Here is a 583-nt window from a genome sequence, read left to right as displayed (position 1 = left end):
CGTCCTTCGTCGCCTCTTAGATCCTAGGCATCCACCATGCGCTCTTATTCGCTTTAAAAAATTTAGTATTTAGATATTACTATCTTGAATACAACTTGCATTTCCCAATATGTCAAAGAACTTTGATCAATAAAATTGATCGTAGATGATGTATGAGATCTGATCTCTGTGACTCTTTAGTCATTACATCTTATGTAAGAAGAAAACCTAAGGTGATTAAGTGGAGGATATCGGATTCGAACCGATGACCCCCTGCGTGCAAGGCAGGTGCTCTAGCCAACTGAGCTAATCCCCCGTAATCATTGTAGACCCGAGCAGATTTGAACTGCTGACCCCTACATTATCAGTGTAGTGCTCTAACCAGGCTGAGCTACGGATCTGTCTAGGTTGCCGGTTGGCGGTATTCACTCTCTCTAACCGATCCAGTCCATATTACCAACTTGGCGATTCTTCATCTATAAAAGAACTTAATAAATTTAAAAGAAGGAAACAACAGCTCTCAGGATAATGAGCTCTAAAAAGGAGGTATTCCAGCCGCACCTTCCGATACGGCTACCTTGTTACGACTTAGCCCCAATTACCG

General features: G+C 42.4%; 2 tRNA genes and 1 rRNA gene. All 3 read right to left on the bottom strand.

The features are described 5' to 3' along the window. Positions 1-221 precede the first annotated feature (221 nt). Positions 222-295: transfer RNA gene (locus V7S65_RS32210), tRNA-Ala, on the bottom strand. A gap of 10 nt (positions 296-305) precedes the next feature. Then, a tRNA-Ile gene (locus V7S65_RS32205) sits at positions 306-380 on the bottom strand. A 138-nt stretch (positions 381-518) separates the two neighbouring features. After that, positions 519-583, bottom strand: a 16S ribosomal RNA gene (locus tag V7S65_RS32200); the annotation flags it as partial.

Origin of the sequence: Chitinophaga sp. CCNWYY40 (genome assembly GCF_037483205.1) — a bacterium.
In the GTDB taxonomy this organism is placed as follows: domain Bacteria; phylum Bacteroidota; class Bacteroidia; order Chitinophagales; family Chitinophagaceae; genus Chitinophaga; species Chitinophaga ginsengisegetis.
This window is presented reverse-complemented; position numbering and strand designations above follow the sequence as displayed.